Annotated in this window: 13 protein-coding genes; 6 read left to right on the forward strand and 7 right to left on the reverse strand. The window is 69.7% G+C overall.

All coding sequences use genetic code 11. The annotated features are described in order from the left end of the window. The first annotated feature begins 9 nt into the window (after window positions 1-9). Window positions 10-1,605: an MFS transporter gene (locus LZ495_RS07805; RefSeq protein WP_235051266.1), complete on the forward strand. Its 1,596-nt coding sequence runs from the start codon at window positions 10-12 to the stop codon at window positions 1,603-1,605. A gap of 58 nt (window positions 1,606-1,663) precedes the next feature. On the opposite strand, the gene LZ495_RS07810 is transcribed toward LZ495_RS07805, so the two are convergent. Next, window positions 1,664-2,203 (reverse strand): barstar family protein, encoded by a 540-nt coding sequence (locus tag LZ495_RS07810; RefSeq protein ID WP_235051267.1) that lies wholly within the window; start codon window positions 2,201-2,203, stop codon window positions 1,664-1,666. Between the two features lie 35 nt (window positions 2,204-2,238). Next, complete coding sequence (locus LZ495_RS07815; protein ID WP_235051268.1) at window positions 2,239-2,802, reverse strand: dihydrofolate reductase family protein; 564 nt, start codon at window positions 2,800-2,802, stop codon at window positions 2,239-2,241. Window positions 2,803-3,174: 372 nt separating this feature from the next. On the opposite strand from LZ495_RS07815, the gene LZ495_RS07820 reads away from it, so the two are divergent. Then, entirely contained in the window at window positions 3,175-3,663 is a 489-nt protein-coding gene (locus LZ495_RS07820) for a hypothetical protein (protein WP_235051269.1), read from the forward strand. Between the two features lie 28 nt (window positions 3,664-3,691). Here LZ495_RS07820 and LZ495_RS07825 read toward each other — a convergent pair whose 3' ends face one another. Then, window positions 3,692-5,443 carry a serine/threonine-protein kinase gene (locus LZ495_RS07825; protein ID WP_235051270.1) on the reverse strand — a complete coding sequence of 584 codons (1,752 nt, stop codon included), beginning with the start codon at window positions 5,441-5,443 and terminating at the stop codon, window positions 3,692-3,694. A gap of 707 nt (window positions 5,444-6,150) precedes the next feature. Between LZ495_RS07825 and LZ495_RS07830 the strand changes: the two genes are divergently transcribed. Further along, the gene (locus LZ495_RS07830) at window positions 6,151-6,669 is read left to right on the forward strand and encodes a DUF6461 domain-containing protein (protein ID WP_235051271.1); all 519 of its coding nucleotides are present in this window, start codon (window positions 6,151-6,153) and stop codon (window positions 6,667-6,669) included. Window positions 6,670-6,763: 94 nt separating this feature from the next. Here LZ495_RS07830 and LZ495_RS07835 read toward each other — a convergent pair whose 3' ends face one another. Continuing rightward, window positions 6,764-7,471, reverse strand: coding sequence for a hypothetical protein (locus tag LZ495_RS07835; protein ID WP_235051272.1), 708 nt, complete (start codon window positions 7,469-7,471; stop codon window positions 6,764-6,766). 283 nt (window positions 7,472-7,754) lie between these two features. Here LZ495_RS07835 and LZ495_RS07840 point away from each other — a divergent pair, with 283 nt between their 5' ends. Together LZ495_RS07840 and LZ495_RS07845 are read left to right on the forward strand one after the other, a co-directional pair. Next, on the forward strand, window positions 7,755-8,912 hold the full coding sequence (locus LZ495_RS07840; protein WP_235051273.1) for a hypothetical protein: 1,158 nt from the start codon (window positions 7,755-7,757) through the stop codon (window positions 8,910-8,912). A gap of 631 nt (window positions 8,913-9,543) precedes the next feature. Further along, window positions 9,544-10,089 carry a cysteine--tRNA ligase gene (locus LZ495_RS07845; protein WP_235051274.1) on the forward strand — a complete coding sequence of 182 codons (546 nt, stop codon included), beginning with the start codon at window positions 9,544-9,546 and terminating at the stop codon, window positions 10,087-10,089. A 111-nt stretch (window positions 10,090-10,200) separates the two neighbouring features. Here LZ495_RS07845 and LZ495_RS07850 read toward each other — a convergent pair whose 3' ends face one another. Both LZ495_RS07850 and LZ495_RS07855 read right to left on the reverse strand, forming a co-directional pair. Then, window positions 10,201-10,482 carry a hypothetical protein gene (locus LZ495_RS07850; RefSeq protein WP_235051508.1) on the reverse strand — a complete coding sequence of 94 codons (282 nt, stop codon included), beginning with the start codon at window positions 10,480-10,482 and terminating at the stop codon, window positions 10,201-10,203. A 390-nt stretch (window positions 10,483-10,872) separates the two neighbouring features. Then, complete coding sequence (locus LZ495_RS07855) at window positions 10,873-12,057, reverse strand: PQQ-binding-like beta-propeller repeat protein (RefSeq protein ID WP_235051275.1); 1,185 nt, start codon at window positions 12,055-12,057, stop codon at window positions 10,873-10,875. 237 nt (window positions 12,058-12,294) lie between these two features. On the opposite strand from LZ495_RS07855, the gene LZ495_RS07860 reads away from it, so the two are divergent. Further along, on the forward strand, window positions 12,295-13,323 hold the full coding sequence (locus LZ495_RS07860; protein ID WP_235051276.1) for a dienelactone hydrolase family protein: 1,029 nt from the start codon (window positions 12,295-12,297) through the stop codon (window positions 13,321-13,323). A gap of 323 nt (window positions 13,324-13,646) precedes the next feature. Here the strand turns inward: LZ495_RS07860 and LZ495_RS07865 are convergent, their stop codons facing one another. Beyond that, the gene (locus LZ495_RS07865; RefSeq protein ID WP_235051277.1) at window positions 13,647-14,543 is read right to left on the reverse strand and encodes a HEAT repeat domain-containing protein; all 897 of its coding nucleotides are present in this window, start codon (window positions 14,541-14,543) and stop codon (window positions 13,647-13,649) included. Between the last annotated feature and the right edge of the window lie 337 nt (window positions 14,544-14,880).

Raw genomic sequence — 14,880 nt, forward strand, 5'->3', positions numbered from 1 at the left:
CTCCCGGGCATGGAGTCCTCGCAGATCTCGCCCGCCCGCAGGTGGGCCACGGTGGCCGTCGGCTGCCTCGCCATGCTTGTGCTGTCCGTCGACCTGACCGCCCTGCACCTGGCCATTCCCGGACTGGTCGCGGACGTCGAGCCGTCCGCGAACCAGATCCTGTGGATCGCCGACTCGTACGGCTTCGCGCTGGCCGGGCTGCTCGTCACGATGGGTGTGCTGGGCGACCGGATCGGCCGCAAGAAGCTGTTCCTGATCGGCACGGTCGCGTTCGGCGCGGCGTCGCTGCTCACCGCGTACGCCTGGAACGCCGAGACGCTGATCATGGCGCGGGTGCTGCTCGGCGCGGCCGGGGCGACGATCATGCCGTCCACGCTGTCCATCGTCCGCAACGTCTTCACCGACCCCAAGGAGCGGACCACCGCGGTCGGCGTGTCGATGGGCGTCGGGGCGCTGGGCGTGGGCCTGGGGCCGGTGTTCGGCGGGCTGCTGCTCGAACACTTCTGGTGGGGCTCGGTGTTCCTGGTCAACGTACCGCTGATGGCGGCGGCCTTCGCGGCCGGTCTGTTGATCCTCCCGGAGTCGCGCGACCCGCGGCCGCACCGGCTGGACATGCCGAGCGTGCCGCTGTCGATCGTCGGCGTGCTGGGCTTCGTGTACGCGGTGAAGGAGGCGGCGGCGGGCGGCGTCGTGCAGAGCCGCGTGGCGGTGTCACTGGTGGTCGGGGTACTGGCTGCGGGCCTGTTCGTCCGGCGCCAGCGGCGTATCGCGCATCCGCTGATCGACGTGGGGCTGTTCCGGCGCCGGGCGTTCACCGGCTCGGTGCTGGCCAACATGTTCGCGATGTTCGCACTGGTCGCCCAATCGCTGCTGTTCGCCCAGTACTTCCAGTCGGTGCTCGGCTGGTCGCCGCTCAAGGCCGGACTGGCCGGGCTGCCCGGCGGCGTGTGCGCGATGCTCGGCGGGGTGGCCGCGGCGCCGCTGATCACCTTGCTGGGGCGGGCGCGCGTGGTCGCCGTCGGTCTGACGGTCGCGGCGGCGGGATTCGCGCTGTACCTGCTGTCCGGGTCCTCGGCGGACTACCTGCTGCTCGTGGTCGGCATGGTGCCGTGCGCGGTCGGCATGGGCCTGGCCATGACGGTCACCGGCGACACGATCCTCGCGTCCGTGCCCAAGGACCGCGCGGGCGGCGCGTCCGCGATCGCGGAGACCGCCACCGAACTGGGCGCGGCGCTGGGCATGGCGGTCCTCGGCAGCATCCTCAACGGCGTCTACCGGCACACGGTCGACATGCCCGCGGACGTGCCGGAGGCCTCGCGCGGCGCGGTGGAGGACTCGATCGGCGCGGCCCTGCACAGCGCCGCGTCGCTCCCGCCCGACGTCGCGGCCCGGGTCGCCGACGCCGCCCGGCACGCCTTCGTGACCGGCATGCACGCCGCGCTGCTGACCAGCGCGGCGCTGGCCCTCGCGGCCGGCCTCGCCGCGCTCGTGCTGCTGCGCGACGTCCCCAAGGTCCTGGAGGACGACCAGGACCCGGCCGACGGCACTCCGGCCGTCCCGTCACCTGCCGAAAGGCTCCCGGACCCCACTGCTGCAACACCGTGACCCGCCCGCCTTGCGGCGCCCCGGACGCATTCCCCGCGCAAGGGGCGCCGGCGCGGCTTCACCTGGGGGCGAGGCGGACCAGGACCAGGCCGTCGCGTTCCTCGGCGACGAGTTCGGGGCGGCTCCGCAGCACGGCTGCGAAGTCCGATGCCGCGGCCGCGTCAGGGGCGAACTCGAAGACGAAGTGCTGGGCGTACAACGGAAGTGCGTGGGGCAGGCCTTCCGCGTCGACGCGGAAGACGGCCCGCTCGGCCGCCTGGCCGAGGACGGACACGAACAGCGCCAGGAAATCCGCGTCCAGGAGCGATTCCGCGGCTTCGACGACCACTGCCATGTCCCGCTGCCGCACTTGGCCGTGCAAGTTGCTCAGGCAGTCGACCAGCGCGTCCCAGTTGCGGCCGAAGTAGCCCGGGAACGCCAGCGCGGCGGCAAACGTGTCGAAGACCTGCCGCGGTGTCGCCAGGTCGCGCGCGGCCAGCACGGTCACTCTTCCGCCCGCGGCGGTGAGCGCGTCGATCTCCCCGCGGACCCGCGGATCCCCTTCGGGTGCGAAGACCACCCAGGGCGGAGACATGGTGGTGAACGAGAACGGCGTCACGATTCTTGGTCCTTGCGCAGCGGGCGGACGGAGTTTCAGCGGATCACGCGGTAGCGGAGGCCCATGACCCGCTCGTCGTAGGTGCGGGCCGAGACGAGTTCGAGGTCGATCTGGTGCTCGTGCCGCGGGAGGAACGGGACGCCGCCGCCGAGCAGCACCGGGTAGACCCGCGGCCGGTATTCGTCGATCAGCCCCAGCGCGGTGGCCTGGGCGGCGAGGTTCGCGCCGCCGATCGCGATGTCGCCCTCCCCCGGCTCGGCCCGCAGCCGGGCGACCTCCTCGGCGAGTCCGCCGGCGGCCAGGCGGGCGTTGCCCTGCACCTCGGTCAGCGTGCGGGAGAAAACGACCTTGGGCAGCGGCTTCCACAGCGCGGCCCACTCCAGCTCCGCCTCGTCCAGCTCTTGTTCCTGGTCAGCGGTCTCCCAGTACAGCATCGTCTCGTAGAGCCGACGGCCCATCAGGTGCACGCCGACGCCGCGGATCTCGTCGACGGACGAACGGAACACCTCCTGGCCGGGGATGGTCCAGGCGATGCCGCCGTCCGGTCCGACGACATAGCCGTCCAGGGATACCGCCATCGAGTAGACCAAGCTGCGCATCGCACGCCCTCCGCGTCGCCCGGAGCACCGACCCTACGGTCCCCCGGCGCCATCCGCCGGGAACGAACCGGCGGGCGGCCTGTGTCGGGCCCGCGTCGCCACCCGTTCGGCGGTACGGCAGGACACCGAGCAGCAGGCCGGTGATCCACGCCGAGCTGTTCCGGTGCCGCTCCCCCGCCGCGCCGCGCTCCCGCAGCGCCGCGGAATCATGAACTTGGTGCGTTCGGCACGAACAAGCCACGGCGGTCAAGCACCCGTATATGGATTCCGGGGCGCGGACGCACAGTGCATCTTCCGCTCTCGCGGCTACCGGCTCCGGCGCGCCCGTCGTGGTGATTGCCGCGCGCGGGTTCCGGCGACACCATCGTCGCCATGACACGCGAGGAAGCCGCCACCTTCGACGGCGTCCCCCTGACCGAGCTGTTTCCCGAGCTCGACGCGGCCCGGCACGCCCGCGTTCGCGCGGCGGTGGCGTCGTTCGACGTGCTGCGTCCGGCCGCGCATCACACGCGGTGGGAGTGGTGGCGCGAGCATGTGCCGCGTCCGGAACCGCAGTCGAGGCGCGGGCCGATCGTCCTGCTCTCCACCGAGATGATGCTCGGCGTGTACGACGACAACTTCGAGGTGCTCCTGGATATCGCGTGGACGAGCAGCGGCCGTCAGATGTCCGCGGGCGTGTGCCTGCGGTGCTGGTGCCGGCAGGACCACGGCTCGCACTTCGCCGAGTCGTTCGAGGCGGACGTCCCGGACGCAGCCTCGCTCGCGGATGCGTTCGAGTCGGCGGCGTGGCAGATGCGCCGATGGCTCGGGCAGCCGCACAGTGCCGCGTACTGGCGCGCGGAGATGGCGGTACCCGGCTGACGCGCCCTCGGGTATCGCGCCAGGCGGGTCAGCCCGGGACGGTCCAGGCGTCGAGGCGGCTGCGGATTCCGGCGACGTACGAGCTCTCCGCGCCATAGCGGGCCAGCGCCTCCGCGGCGAGCAGGTCGTACAGGTGCCGGGCGCGGGCGACGTCGCCGGTGGCGCCCGTCCAGTGCGCGAGGGCGTTCTTGGCGTCGAGGGTGACGGTGGCGCTCTCGCCGAGCGCGGTGCGGCACTCCCCCACGAGCGCCTCGAAGTGCCGCAGGGCGCGCACCGGGTCGCCGGCCTTGGCGATCCAGGTCGCCCATTCGGCGCGGACGGTCAGGGTCACTGCCGCGGTCTGCCCCGAGGCGCGCACATAGTCGGCAGCCAGTCCGGCAAGGTCGTCGGCAGCGCGGGCCGGGTCGCCCGCGTGCCCGGTCCAGTGCGCCAGTTCGCCGCGCAGCAGCAGCGTGAACGGGTGGTCCGTACCCAGGCTCTGGTACGCGTTCTGCAAGGCGGTGGCGGCCTGGTCGCGCGCGCTGGTGGCCCAGCCGAGGCGGCCGATCGCGTGGATGTTGCCCAGCAGCGAGAAGACCGTGTAGGCGTGCCACGGCCCGTGGACCTGCACGCCGCCCTGGAAGCCGACGTGGAAGGCCCGCGCGGCCTCGTGATAGCGGCCTTCGTGGATGAACCGGCAGGCGTCGTCGTACACCGCCATCGCCGCATGGTCGGCCTCGGTCTGCGGGGGCACGAAGGCGCGCGCCGCGGCGTAACGGCGCGAGCGCGGCTCAGGCGCTGCGGGGGCGGAACGTACCGCCGGGTGCATGGCGCTGGGCGCGGGCGGCGGCATGTCGGGCTTCGGGCCCGGCACCGGCGCTGCGCCCGGGGGCATGCGCGGCGGCGGCGGGACGGTCTGCGTGCGCTCCTCCGGCGTGGCGGGCAGCGGCGCGTCGCGGAACGTGCGGATGAGTTTCCACGAGCACTCGTCGAGCCAGCCCTGGGCGTTGTCGTGCGCGACCAGGTCGACTTCGGCGGCCAGCAGCCGGATCAGCTCGCCGGGCGAGGGCCGCAGCCGCGCGTCGCGGTCCAGGCAGCGCTCCACTATGCCGCGCAGCGGCTCCGGCAAGCCTTCGGCGCTGTGCTGGACGGGCGCGTCGCTCTCGCCGGTGATGAGCCGTACCAGCGTGAGGCCGAGAGCGTAGATATCGGTGGCCGCAGTGACCGGCATGGTGCCGTACGCCTGCTCCGGCGACATGAAGCCGGGCGTGCCGATCGCGCTCGTGCCGCCCGTCGACACGTACGTACCCTCAGCGTGCACGACACCGAAGTCGATGACGCGCGGGCCGTTCTCGTCGAGCAAAATATTGGACGGCTTGAGGTCGCGGTGCACAACACCCACCGCATGGATCGACTCCAACGCCTCGGCGATGCCCGCCCCGAGCCACATCACGGTCCGCGCGGGCTGCGGCCCGCACGAAGTCAGCAGCAACTTGAGCGACGGGGCCGGCACATACGCGGTGGCAATCCACGGCACGTGCGACCCCGGGTCGCTGTCGATGATGGAGGCGGTGAACACCCCACTCACCCGGGCCGCAGCCTGCGCCTCATGAGCAAACCGCCGCCGGAACTCCCCGACCGCAGCGAACTCCGGCCGGATCGTCTTGACCGCCACCCAGCGCCCGGTCGCCGAGCGGGCCAGGAAGACGCGTCCCATACCCCCGGAACCGAGCCGGGCCAGAACCTGGAACGGACCGACCGCGGCCGGGTCGCCCGGCTTCAGCGGCGCCCATGCCGACAACCCGCCCACCCCCTTGCGCGCCGCCGGCCGCCCCCCGGCGCAGCCGTACGCACCGTCTCCCTCGAGCGACCTTGAGTGGTCGACCAGCGGATCTTTTCACATCCGGAGCCCCTCGGCGTCCCCCCGGGTCACCCCGCGCAAAACCGATCCCCTTACCGTCCTCCGCTCCCCCCACACGACCCCACCGATCCGCCCACCTGTCCCTCGAGGTCGCAACCCGAATCCACCCACCGAGCCGCCCACACGCCACCCCGGGACGCCTCCTCACGCCCACGCGCCGCCACCCACCCGACGTAACCGCCGAACCCACTGATGCGGCGCCCGGCCCCGGGCGGCCAGACCCCGACGCGGAACCTCAGCGAACCCTCTGAATGAGTGCAACTGGCAGTTCGTCTCCGACGCCGCATTCAACAAGCCCGGCCTCGGACAGTGCCTGTGCGCGGACTTCAAGTGCTGGTGGAACCAGCCGCTGCGGTGGAAGAACGACTGCGACTACACCTGCGGCAACAAGCTGGTGTGGTTCAAGTCCACTTAAAAGGAGAAGGCGGACGGTACTGCGTACCCGCCGAACTGCACCCTGACGGGACGTAACCGTCAGACGGGTAGGACTCGTTGCCCTCCGCAGGGGTGCTGTCGGGCAAGCTGCCTATGCTGCGCGAGCACGGAGTGTTTCTGTGGGCTGCCTGCCCGCCCTCGAGGAGATGAACATGGACGGCGACGGAACCCGGTGGCTGGCAGAGCGGGCGCATTTCCCGAACGGGTTCTGCGCGACGTTCGCCCGGGGTTTGTCGCCCGAGGAACTGCTGGACCGCTTGGGCTCCGACCCGGAGCACACTGCAGCCTTGGACGCGATGGACGCTCTGGAACTGTGTACCGACCTGGAAGTCGGTGGCGACGAAGAGGAAACGATCGTCGCCGTCCTCCGTGCCGGATCCCGCAGCGGCTGGGCATTCGCCCTTGAGGACGTCACGCTGTATGCCGCCGATCAGGAGCTGCTCAGTCGCGTGTCAGCCGGCACCGAGGTCGCCAGCCTGCGCCGCGACGCCGCGCACGGGGAGGCGTGGTTCGACCTGTGGCGGGACGGCCGGCCGGTCGAGCACCGCACTGTCTGGGAACCAGACGACCTGGCCGACCTCGAGGACGCGCTGGGTATCGACGCGCCCCTGCTTGATCTCCTGAGTCCCGCAACCGAGCTGCTGACCGGCTTCGCGCGTTGGGACGCCTGACCGCCGAATACTCGTCAGGCCGACAGGACTCGTTTGCGGAGCAGGGGGACCACGGCGCTTGCGGCCCGCCTGGGCCGAAGCCTTCCGCACTCTGTCAGATGCCGAGTTGGGCGTCGCCAAGCACGCTGCTTCCGATGTGCGCGGCAAGGCTGCGGGCCCTGGCCGAGTCTCCCCACTTGGTGACGTGGACGAACACGGTGTGGTGCGCGACCCACTCGCCGCCTTGGGCCCGGTCGTCGTGGAACGCAACCTGCACGCCGTCGTACTTGGGATGCGGGTCGCTTTCCGAATCCGAGTCCTCCGGCCACCGGCCGCCCCACTGCATCGACGCAGTTCCCTCGCCAAGCGCGCCAAGGACCGTCTCTTCGGCGGCGCCGGCCTGGATATCGGCCAGCACGTGGATGGGGAGCTCCGCCGCAATCTCGTCCTCCGCGGCCGAGCGAAGGTCGACGTATGCGGCACGGTTCGACGACCACACCCGGGCCGCCCCGGGCAACACAGCAGCCATGCGCCGTGCATCGGCAACGGTCCGGAGCTCGACACTCACGGCAACGTCGTCCTCGACGTACTCCAGCAGCTGCACGAGTTGCCGTGCGCGCAGGTACGCCTCGGCTGCGTCAATGGTTCGGAAGACGGGATACGCCCGGGAATTGCCGACGGCTCCAAGATGACATATCACGCGCACCCTGAGGCCACCGGCCCAAAGGGAGCGCGGCAACCGTTTCACAAACCCGCAGCGGCGAACTGCCGCCCCCTCATCGAGCCACCGCTGCCGGCCCAGCGTGCAGACGACTTCAGGCATCCGTGGAGCACGCTACGCACACTGACACGCGGCTCGCGGGTTCACAGGCCAAATCGTTTCACGGGATTTTGCAAATGGTCACCCTTTCTGCCCGTCCTATGAAGCGGCGAAAGCCCTATACATGGCGTGCGTCTGATGGTGGTTCATGAGCGACCGCCTGTGAAACAGCTCGACAGCTGACGACCGGATCCTGTGTGGCATCCGCGGCGGATCGGGCAAGCGGCAGTGCCACCGACTCTGCCCCCGCTGAGGCGTTCCAGCACCTGGTTGCCAGGATGGGAGCGTGAGCACCGATCCCCTTGGACCCGGGCGGAGTGTCCTGGTCGACGATCGCGCCGTGGTTGCGTGGCTGGGCGCAGGCACCTGCGTTGATACCGGCGACGGCACGGTGTTCGTGCTTGCCAAAGCGGCGACCGCGGTTGTCATGGCGGCATCCGACGACTGGGCATTCAGCGGGGTCCGAGACGCTCGCTCCTTCACCATCGTCGGTCCGATTCCCGAGGACGTCGAGCCGCGCTTGGTCGGACGCTTCGAGTGGTTCTACCCCAGCGGCGACGGTGACCGGGAAATGCCTCTGCACATCTTCGTCCGGGTCGCCGCAGGTCTCCTCTACCTAGGAATTGCCGGCCGGGAACGCGGCCGGGAGATCACCTGGTCCGGAGCGCTTGCGGAGTGGAGCGGGGAACTGCTCACGCCTCTGAGCCGCGAAGTGCTCGACATGGCCCGCCCGGTGGGCGACTCGAACTCGTTGCCTGGACTGGACTGGCTCGACCATGCGGCCGACGACCGGGTGGCTGCGCTGCAGAGTTTCGTGACGGGATGGTTCCCGGTCGTCGAGCGGGAGCAGCCCGACTCGGCTGCGGCCGCGGCGGACGCCGCGCAGCTGCCAGTTCCCCGGCCGTTGCGGGAGCTGTACCTCATGGCGGCGGGCCGCAGCCGACGCGTGCTGGCTGCCTGGGACGCGATCCGCTTCCCGCAAGAGCTGAGCCTTGACGCCTCGACGGGACGGCTGGAGTTCGCCGGGGGCAACGAAGGCGACTGGACCTGGGCGTGCGATCTCGACGAGGACGATCCGGCAGTGTGGTGGACCTGGGACGGCCGCGAGCCTGTCACGAGACGCGAACCCGAACCCTTGAGCGGGTTCCTGCTGCAGTTCATCCTCCGCCAGGCCATGGTGACGGCCGTTTACAGGGCCGAGAGCGGCTTCCCCTGCATCCCGGTAACCGTCGCGGACGAGCTGGCCGCAGGTCTGCGCCCGGTCCCGCTGCATCCGCTCCACTGGCATTCCGATCGCAGCGTGCTGTACGTGGCCCCGGGACTCGTCGTCGCCATTGAGCACGTCAACCACAACGAACGCTACGTCTCGGCCGGCGCGACCCACCGCAGCGCGCTGCGTCGGCTCGCCGACGCAGGCATTGACTGGATGCGCTTCGACGGCTGAACTGCCGGGTGCTTGCCCAAGATGCCACAGCTTCCCGCTGCTGTCCCGGTTCACAGGTCAGGGGTCTCGCCCTGCCCCGGGGTTCAGCACGTCCCATGTTGGCGCTGCCTGTATTTCCCCATCTCAGGCTCGGGGGTTGGGACAGACCTGCTCGATGAAGTTCCTCACCCACTCACAGTCGAGCAAGCGGCGCTTCTCAGCGTGGCACGGGTACTGGCTGTGCTCTGGCCGACTGCCCCGGTGACAGTCCGTGATTCGCGCCGCCTGGGATGATTGGGTGACTCGCATGACGAGTCACGGTGCGCCGATAAGCCTGTTCGACGCAGGACAGCAGCGGACCGTGTCGCTGCCGCCTCCCGCTGCAGTCCCGATCGTGGTATCCGTTGTCCCAGCGAGCGCAGGCGCGCTGACACTGGGTGAAGCGCGCGCGGGCGTAATCGCCGAGACGTTATGCCGCGTGCTGACCTGGAAGGGATACCACGTCCTCCGGGATGAGCCCGAAACCCACCTCGCCTACCCCCCGGGGGGCGTCCGCGGCTGCCCCCCAGGAGTCGCCGGTCGCGTATGCGTGCACGTGTCCGGGCCACAGGACAACGGCCGGCAGGGCTTGCGCTGTCACCTTCTTGTCGACGTGGTGCGACTCGGCACCTTCAGCAAGGTCTGCACGTACCGGGACTGGCATATCGAGCATCGTCCGCCCAACCTGACCGACCTCGCCGAACACGGCATTTGCATCGCCGACTTCGAGTTTGGGCTTCTATGGGCAGGCCACTACCGTCATCCACGCAGGCTCCAGTGCTCAGCCCTGCACCACGGCGTGTCGTTCTGGGACGCCTCGGTCACTCGCCGCCGGTGGGGAAACCTCCTGCGTCGCAGGGAACCGCTCCCGCAGGTGCGGTCCCACGCCGAGGCCGCGGGGCTGCTGTCGTCGGAAGGCAAGCGTGTCCTCGACACCTTCGACGCGGCAATCAGCCGCGACCTGAACACGCCTGCCGCGCTGCCGGTGCTGTATCGGGCCCAACGGCGCGGCGAACTCCTCAACGAGGACCAAACCGTGCTGGCCACCGTGGCCCGCACCCTGGCCCCGTCCTTGGCCGCTCCGCTCATCGTCCGGGGCCAGGTCAGCGAGATCGGTTCCTCCAGTGCCTCCGGGCCAGGCAAGACGGCGTCGCTATAGGCACCAGTGGCGAATCCGCTTGGTTGTTGCCGCATCTTGTGAAGCGCATCCTCAGCACTGGCCGTTTCAAGGCTGTGGCGGATATCGCGTGACGACGTCGGCGCGGTCAGCTCAGTCGCCGATGAACCAGACGTCGCCTGAAATGCCTCCGGCGGCGATCCGGCACAGCTCCCGGACCTCGGCGACCCAGGGGCCTCCGCACTCGGCGGGGAGGCGTTCCAGTTCATCGATCAGCGCTGGAAGTTGCGGGCCTCTGAACGCTGCGTCCCTATACGGGTCGAGCGAGCCCAGCATCGGGAAGGCCGCCGGGTCGAGACCGGCGAGCGTCTCGAACCAGGGAAGTCCGCATGCGGCCCGGGCCACTACAACGCCGCCGTCCCCCCGCACATGCATGTTGATCACCCACCGACTCTATTCCGCTGGCTGCCCGAGTGGGATGGGGCTGACGGGGTGGTACGGGCGGTTGGCCGCGAAGGCCTTGTCGCTGCCGGCAGGTCGCTTGTCGACGCTGTGCTGACCGAGGACTGCAGCGTCATCGATGGGCTGTCTGGCGAAACCCAGGCCAGTCTGATTCCAGTGCTGTCCATCTTGGACCAAGTCCTGAGCTCCGAGGCGGACTACTCCCCGGTGCAACTTGTCGTCGCCTTGCGTCTCGCTCGCAACCATGTCTTGGAGGCCCGCCGAGAAATTCCTGAGTCAGTGTTTGAACTGGCAAGGGAAATTGCTGTCTAAGAGTTGTCACGCGGGCTGCGGCCACCGCTTCGTGCGCGACCGCCGTGCGGGTCAGCGCAGTACGAGAACCTCGTTGTCGGTACAGACGTACAAGGCACCATCGGACAACACGAAGGGGGTCTCGGGCTCGTCATACTCACCGCAGTCCGGCGTCCAGGATGTCGCAGCGTCCAGTGTCAGGCTCCACGACAAGCTGCCGGTCTCGGCGTCCACGGCGTGCAGGGCACCATCGGCGGTCGCGGTATGCAGCGTGCCTCCGGCCCACAAGGGCGTGCCGACGATCTCGGCCGCGAAGCTGCGCGTCCAGCGCACGATGCCGGTGTCGAGCGCGACGGCTTCTATCCGTCGGCTGCTCGTGCGGATGATCGCGCCTGGCGTGAACACTGGTGCTCCGGCCGGGTATTCGTCGGCCTCGAGGTCCGGCCAGGAAGAGTCGGCTACGCGGTGACGGGGGCTTCCGTCTGCGGGGTCGGCACCGACGAACTCGAACGTCGCTGCCTCCTCGGCGTGGTCGCGGCTGCGCAGAGTCCAGACCAAGCCGTAGGCATAGACCGGGTGGAACGGCGCCACCATCAGATCGTCCTCGACACAGGCCGGATCATCGGGACATGCGGTGGTGTCGCTCTCGACCCCCCATAGGAGCCGACCCGTGTCCGCGGCGAAGGCATGGAGCCCGCCGTGGACGTGATTTCCCTCGAAGCCTTCGACGACGAACACCCTGCCGCCCGCAACAGTCGGCCGAGTCTGCAGGAAGCCGTAGCCCGCCCCGTCGAACCGCGGTCCGCTCGACCATCGCCGAGCCCCGGACGCGAGATCGACAGCATGCAGGCTGTCCAGCCCTTCCAGGACCAGCAGCATGTCGTCGGCAATCGTGGGCCGAACGTGAAACCCCTCAATTTCCCAGAGCAGTTCGCCCTGATGCGCATCGTGGGCGGTGATACGCCCGCCGGCGTCGACCACGACACGTCCGGAGCCGACGGCCACCGCAGCGGGGGCTGCGTACGGGTGCACGGCCGCACTGTGGTCGCGGTGCCAGAGCCGGCTTCCACTGTCACGGTCGAAAGCGCAGACTGCACCCGTTGCATCCCCCACATACACCACGCCGTTCATGACAGCGGGCCGCGACGGAGCACCGCCACCGGGTGTCCGCAGCCGCACCAGCCGCGACGGCTCCGCAGTGAGTCCCGGCCCCGAACAGGCACCGGTACGGGCAAGATTGCTGTCGTCGTAGTCCACAGGGTTCATCGAATCAGAACGCGGCGACACACCTTGCCGCGGTCCCCGCTCTTCACGCCGACGACAGAATCCGCGAATATCCTTTACTGGTAAGGAATTTGCGAGCAGGAGACGCCCCGCCCCCGGTGTGTCGGGGCGCCCGCGGTTGTGCGCTGCCCAGTGCAGGGCGTGGAGGTCGTCCAGTGCGGCGCAGCCGCGGCCGGATGTGAAGGCTGCGCTTCTGTCAGGATTGCCGGCATGCCTGAGCCGTTGACGGCCGCGTCGCTGAGTCGTGTTCTCGGTCCCATCGCTCCGGCGGCGGTCGGGGATGTCGAGATCGTCAGCGAGAGGCCCTGCGAGGGCTATCTGCTCCGCCATGTCGCGTACGACGTGCCCAGTGGCCGCGCGTCGGTGTTCGTCTGCATCCCGGACGGCCTGACCAGTCCGGCGCCGCTGGTGTTCTGCCACCACCAGCACGCCGGCCGCTTCGACCTCGGCAAGAGCGAGGTGGTCGGGCTGCGAGGCCAGACCGACCAGCACTACGCCGCCGAACTCGCCCGCAGAGGCTTCGTCACGATCGCCCCTGACGCCATCGGCTTCGAGGACCGCAACTGGGCCGACGGGGACAACATCAGCTGGTTCGAACTGTCCTCGCGCCTGGTGCAGGGAAGGACGCTTCTGGCGGACCTGCTGCAGGAGGTGAGCCTGGCCATCGACTACGGGACGTCGCTCCCTGAAGCCGACGCGGCGCGCGTCGGCTTCATCGGCCACTCCTACGGCGGCCGGATGGCTATCTGGGCGCCCGCCTGGGACCGGCGCATCCAGGCGAGCGTGTCGAACTGCGGGTGCATCCCCTACCGGGACTCGGCCGCCCGAGACGCGGGCTTCCAGGCGGATTTCGTCATCCCGGGCTTCGCCCGCGACCACGACGTCGAGGATGTGATCTCGGCGGCCCGGCAATGCCGGTACCTGCTCATTGCGGGAGACCAGGACGTGTGGAGCCGCGGCGCGTCCGACATCGCCCGCGAACTCGAGCAGCGAGGGCACGACCACGCCACCGTGCACCTCCGGCCAGGCGGCCACGCGTTCCCCGCCGAAGACCGCCGAAGACCGCCGACTCGCTTACCACTTCCTGGAGTCGGCTCTCGCCTGAGCACTCGCCTGCTGCCGCTCGTCACCTGCACCACAGCGTCGGTGTCATCAGCGAGCCTCCGTGTGGCCATCTTGCGCCCGTGGACGATGCCTTGGACATCAGTGCAGCCGTCGACGCTTTGGCTTTGTCCATAAGAAGTGGCTCTGGGTCAGGTTCTGTGGAGCTGTGACGGAGAGTTGACGGCGCGATGGATGCACGGGCGATGGGTCATGCGCCGTCGTGTACGCCCGCGCCCAATTGCCTCTCCTGACGCTCCATCAGTCGGCACCACAGCACGAACACGCCAGCAGCCCGGGGCAACTAACAGACGCGCACTGATCGGTGCCACACGCGGTCGTCCTGTCCTGAACCCACGAGCGCGCCTCTATCTGCCGTCCGAGCCAGCAGCGAATGCCATTGCCGGAGAACCGGCCCGCTGCTTTTGGCTCCTCTCCAGGCTGCGGCATGTCCTGCCTGGCTAGAAGGGCGGATCATCGGTGTAGCCGCCGTCCGGCCCGGTGCCGCGAGAAGCCTGCTGAGCGTGGTCAGGGTTCGGCGTCGTCCGGGTCGCCGGTGGCCACCGGTCCTCGGCTACCGCGTGGATCATCGTCTGAAGGCTTCGGCGCAGGCCATCGCCGTAGACGTCTTCGGCATCGACCATCCACGGCAGCGGGGCCATCAGCAAAGCCATTTCGTCTGTGGCCAGTTCGTCGATGACTGCGTGCAGTTCCTGCGGGACGGGTGCATCGGACAGGCACAGCCAGCCCAGTGCGGCGCTGATGCGGACCTCGGGCGGACTGCCGGGGTCGGACCAGTGCGCGTGTGTCCATGCCATGGCTCCCGCGTCGTGGTGGGCGATGGCCAGCTGTGCGATCGCCAGCACCAGGCCGGCGCGCGTACGCGGGTCGTGCTCGGCACGCAGGCGGGCGTGAAGCGCAGTGCGGACGTCGTCGGCCTGTTCGGACACGGCCGCGAGCGCGTACGTGGCGGCAGTGCGGATGTCGGGGTCCGGGTCGTCGAGCAGTGGCACGAGCAGGTCGATGTCCGCGGCGATCGCGTCGCGGGCGGCCCGTACCGACCAACTCCCCAGGTATCCGCTCGGTTCGAAGGCCCACACGTCGCCGCAGTAGCGGAAGCGCAGCATCTCGGCACGTGTGCAGACACCCTGGTTGTGCCAGCGCGCCACCCCGGCCGCTACCAGCAGGGTGCGGGCCCGGTGATGTGCACCTGGATCCGCGCCGACCCGCAGCAGGAAGGGGACCGCCGGCGCGACCGCAGCCCGCATGTCGTTCGCGCACCACCCCCACAACTGCATCTGCGCGTTCCGGACGACCGCGGGGTCGTCCGAGCGCAGCTCGCACACTGCCGTCGGCACACCAGCACCGTCAGGGAAGCGCTCCCAGGGAACGCGCCAGAGAAGGAACCCGTCTTTGACCTCACGCGGCATGGCCGCCACCACCGCACGGACATCCAACGGTCCGCCCGCCTGCGCCTGCGGATCCCCTTCGCAGAACGCCTGCACCACTGCTCGGTGTGCCGGATCGTCCTCCCACCGCTCCATGCAACCCCCACCCCGAAGTCAAACGCCCGTCGACTGAATGTACGGCCGCGCGCGAGGTTGGACTGCGATGGTGATCTTGGCTGCGAGCTGCGGCGCGGGTGAGGGCCCGGGGTGTGCGGCTGGCCATGGGGCAAGTTTGGCGGCCGTAGCG

Source organism: Yinghuangia soli (genome assembly GCF_021502675.1).
Lineage (GTDB): Bacteria > Actinomycetota > Actinomycetes > Streptomycetales > Streptomycetaceae > Yinghuangia > Yinghuangia soli.

Excerpts from the sequence above, each read along its gene's own strand:
- LZ495_RS07805 (WP_235051266.1), top strand. The coding sequence starts at position 10 with ATGGAGTCCTCGCAGATCTCGCCCGCCCGCAGGTGGGCCACGGTGGCC.
- LZ495_RS07815 (WP_235051268.1), bottom strand. The coding sequence starts at position 2,802 with ATGCGCAGCTTGGTCTACTCGATGGCGGTATCCCTGGACGGCTATGTC.
- LZ495_RS07820 (WP_235051269.1), top strand. The coding sequence starts at position 3,175 with ATGACACGCGAGGAAGCCGCCACCTTCGACGGCGTCCCCCTGACCGAG.
- LZ495_RS07830 (WP_235051271.1), top strand. The coding sequence starts at position 6,151 with ATGGACGGCGACGGAACCCGGTGGCTGGCAGAGCGGGCGCATTTCCCG.
- LZ495_RS07835 (WP_235051272.1), bottom strand. The coding sequence starts at position 7,471 with ATGCCTGAAGTCGTCTGCACGCTGGGCCGGCAGCGGTGGCTCGATGAG.
- LZ495_RS07850 (WP_235051508.1), bottom strand. The coding sequence starts at position 10,482 with ATGCATGTGCGGGGGGACGGCGGCGTTGTAGTGGCCCGGGCCGCATGC.
- LZ495_RS07860 (WP_235051276.1), top strand. The coding sequence starts at position 12,295 with ATGCCTGAGCCGTTGACGGCCGCGTCGCTGAGTCGTGTTCTCGGTCCC.